The sequence below is a fragment of the Bavariicoccus seileri WCC 4188 genome, assembly GCF_000421665.1.
Taxonomy (GTDB): domain Bacteria; phylum Bacillota; class Bacilli; order Lactobacillales; family Aerococcaceae; genus Bavariicoccus; species Bavariicoccus seileri.
In genome coordinates this window covers 1-3,678 of sequence record NZ_ATXL01000085.1, presented here as the reverse complement: position 1 = coordinate 3,678, position 3,678 = coordinate 1, and the positions used below count along the sequence as shown (strand labels likewise).

General features: G+C 32.8%; 4 protein-coding genes. 3 read left to right on the top strand and 1 reads right to left on the bottom strand.

Annotated features, from left to right (window positions below):
* Positions 1-297: 297 nt before the first annotated feature.
* Entirely contained in the window at positions 298-885 is a 588-nt protein-coding gene (locus H541_RS0110705; protein WP_420805205.1) for a nitroreductase family protein, read from the bottom strand.
* Between the two features lie 180 nt (positions 886-1,065).
* On the opposite strand from H541_RS0110705, the gene H541_RS0110700 reads away from it, so the two are divergent.
* The 3 genes from H541_RS0110700 (at position 1,066) to H541_RS0110690 (ending at position 3,111) form a co-directional block, all read left to right on the top strand.
* Positions 1,066-1,389, top strand: a complete 324-nt coding sequence (locus tag H541_RS0110700) for a winged helix-turn-helix transcriptional regulator (RefSeq protein ID WP_022797271.1) — start codon at positions 1,066-1,068, stop codon at positions 1,387-1,389.
* Positions 1,390-1,836: 447 nt separating this feature from the next.
* Positions 1,837-2,283 carry a GNAT family N-acetyltransferase gene (locus H541_RS0110695; protein ID WP_022797270.1) on the top strand — a complete coding sequence of 149 codons (447 nt, stop codon included), beginning with the start codon at positions 1,837-1,839 and terminating at the stop codon, positions 2,281-2,283.
* A gap of 213 nt (positions 2,284-2,496) precedes the next feature.
* The gene (locus tag H541_RS0110690) at positions 2,497-3,111 is read left to right on the top strand and encodes a hypothetical protein (protein ID WP_022797269.1); all 615 of its coding nucleotides are present in this window, start codon (positions 2,497-2,499) and stop codon (positions 3,109-3,111) included.
* Positions 3,112-3,678 lie beyond the last annotated feature (567 nt).

Below are 3,678 nucleotides of genomic sequence, written 5' to 3'. Positions count from 1 at the left end.
CGTCGAGTTCAAATCCAATTCAGTTGTGCAAATGTGTATGACAAAGAGTTTGAAACGATTCTTCAGAATTTAACTTACCTATGATTCGAGTGTTAAATCGATAATTTTAAAAATTATTCAAAAAAACAAGGGGAAAGTGCGCTCTTTTTTAGTAGAAATGAACTTTTCTTTTCTTCCGTTAGGAAGGAATCTAATCGATTTGTAAAAAAGAAAGAAACATTTCAGTTTCGCCTAATTTTTTGATAAAAATGTCCCTGTATAAAAATCTATGAATGATTCAGGTTTAGATTATAAAAATTAAGCACCGAATGTTAAGACGCGTTCATCAACTGGCATGAAATCTTTTTCGCCAGCTTCTGCATCAATACCACCAAAGATTAATTGCGATCTCAATAACCAGTCAGAAGGGATGTTCCATTTTTCAGCAACTCTACCATCGATAAGTGGGTTATAATGTTGCAAGTTAGCCCCTACACCTTCTACTGAAAGATCAGTCCAAACCGCATATGTTACCATACCATCAGTTTGCTCCGACCAAACTGGAAAGTTATCTGCATATAAACTAAAACGTTCTTGTAAGGATTTTACAATACTTTGATCTTCGAAAAATAAGACGGTTCCAGCTCCAGCAGCAAAACCATCAATTTTTGCTTGAGTTGGTGCGAAGTCACCAGGAGCAACTTTCTTAACTTCTTCTGCTGTTAGTTCCCATAAAGCTTTATGATCATCACCGAATAAAACCACCGCTCTAGTCGTTTGACTATTGAAAGATGATGGTGTATATTTTATTGAATGTTCAACAATTTTAATGATATCGTCTTTAGAAATAGGCGTTTTATCATTTAATTGGTAGATAGAACGTCTTGATTCAGTTGCTTTGAACAATGAATGAGTCTCTGAAGATAGTGTCAAATGTATAACCTCTTTCTTTTTGTAAGTTTATTAATGTTATATAAACACTATATATTTGTTAGTTAGCGCTGTCAAGAGTTTTTACTTACTTTAATTCAGTATTTTGTTTTTTCATGATATAATGGAGTTATAGATTGAGAGAGGGGAATTCTTATGTCGGATGAACACAATCCTACGCTCTGTCCGAAAGTAGAGAAAGCACTTAGTATTTTTAGTCGAAAATGGGTTGGCCAAATTGTTTTGGTCTTATTGAATGAGCCTAAACGTTTTTGTGAATTAGCACAGCCAATCGATGGTATTAGCGAAAAAATGCTGTCGCAAAGACTGAAGGAACTAGAAAAAGAGGATATTATTAAGAAAGTTATTGAGACAAAATCACCACTAAAAATTACATATCATCTTACTGAAAAGGGCAAAAAAATGGCACCAATTCTAAATGAAATTGAAAATTGGTCAGAAGAGTATGTCACTATTTAATGACTGCATCTAATGGTTTTATATCATGATGGCCTGAAAATGATTGGCTTAATTAGTTGCCATTTATAATGGTTGGATATAGTTGTCTAAAACTGGATATATTTGTCGTATTTGAGCAATAATACCTGTCGTTTATAATCAGAACTGAAGTTAAGACTAGCTCTTATCTTTTTTAATATAATTTTGTAATTTGAAAATGATGGAAGTACGATTATTAAATTAACATATATGATGATAAACTATTGGAATATTTTAAATCAAATGTATTATAATTAATTTTGATTAATGAATCAAATAGTGAGCCAAAGTACAATAACTATTTTATTATATTTATAGGTTACATTTCGGTTACATTTATGATAGATATAATTATAATTGATGCTACATAATTGGTGCTACATAATTGGTGCTACAAATGGATATTGCTAATGAAGGGTAGGGGAGATAATGATAGTGATAAAACAATTTGATGAGTTGACCACGAGAGAACTTCATGACATCTATAGACTTAGAATCGCGGTATTTGTAGTTGAGCAAAAATGTTATTATCAAGATGTTGATGAAATAGACCCCATTTCTTACCATCTGCAAATCATTGATAAGGGTCAACTAGCAGCATATTGTAGAATTTATACTGTTAGACAAGATGATCATTCGAGACAAACTGTCAAAATAGGTAGAGTATGTGTCGCTAGAGCGTATAGACATATAGGATTAGGTAAACAGTTGTTAAGGTCCGCAATCAGTTTCATTGAAGAAAAATATCCAAATGCTAGGATAGAAATACAAGCTCAGAACTATTTGACTAAATTTTATGAATCGTTTGGATTTACTGCAATATCGGAAATTTATCTAGAAGATGAGATTCCGCATATCGACATGGAGCTTGTATGAGCAACATTTAACAAATAATTATGTTGTTTCCTATTAACATATAATTTTAATTACGCTATCATAAACATTATAGAGTGATAATGATAGCGTAATGGTCACAATAATACTCACATTAATTCTCACAGCAATACTTAAAGTAGTTAAAATTATAAGAGCGAATATATTTGGCCACGAAATTTATTGAACTAGAAAACCTTCTGGAGGTAATCAATTATGAAAAGATCGAAATGGCTATTGATGCTAACTATGAGTAGTTCACTGTTATTATATGGTTGCCAAGCTCAAGCAGACAATAGTGCCGATAATACTGGAGATACGACCAAAGTGGTCGAAAACCAAAATAAAGATTATGAAGAAGGTTCCGATGCAAATGACTCTGATCAAACAGATTCTAGTAGTTCAGATGACTCATCAAATGCTTCTGGCACAAGTGATGATACGAGCGAAAATGGTAACGGCAATGATTCATCAGATACAACAGAAGATACAACAGATAGTTCTGAAACAAAAAGTAGCAGTGATTTAAGTGAAAGTAAAATTGAAGAATGGATTGTTGATTATATTAACAGCAAACCAAATCAACCCACTACATTTACGGCAGATGATTTTAAATTTAATTTTTCTGACGTAGATGCGGATGGAAATAAAGGAATTGAAGTTAGAGAAAATCACGATTCAGAAACGAATAAAGAATTGGGAGCTGATCCTACAACATCTCCATTAGCTGGAATGTTCCGAGTTACTAAAGATGGTGCACTGCAATATATGGATACTGCTAAAGGACCAGATTATATCACTGTAGGTAGTGAATTCCCGACTATAGATTAAGATTAGTTTTTACCTTTTTAAAAATGGCTGTAATGACTGTAATGTATTTGAATATATTTGAATCTATTTGGCTACCATGTATTTGATAATCTGATTAAGGCTAGCAATTAGAAAAAGTAAAAAACAACTATAGAAACAGCTATAGAAGGAAAGGATGTTATTATCTTTGGTAATAGAGGTAATAACATCCTTTTTGAGACTATATATGTTAGACATTTATATTAAACATGTCTTTAATATCCTAGTTTGACTACCGCCAGCGAAATGTACAAACGTTGCCAAGTTTTGTACCACCCTTTGCCATGAAATGTACCAGTCATTGCCAACCTGTTTACCACTTATTAACTTCTGTATAATTAATGTGCATGCCTACGGCATTTAAGCCTAAAGCATGACATTTATTATATGGAGGTTTTTTTATGTTCCAATATAGGAAAGTATTGGAGATGAGGTCTGATGGCTTTTCGCTTCGAAGTATTCGTGCAGCTACTGGTCACTCAAGACAAAAAATAACGGAAGTCATTCGACTTGCGGAAAAAAAGGAGGTGACACTGCCGTTAACAGATG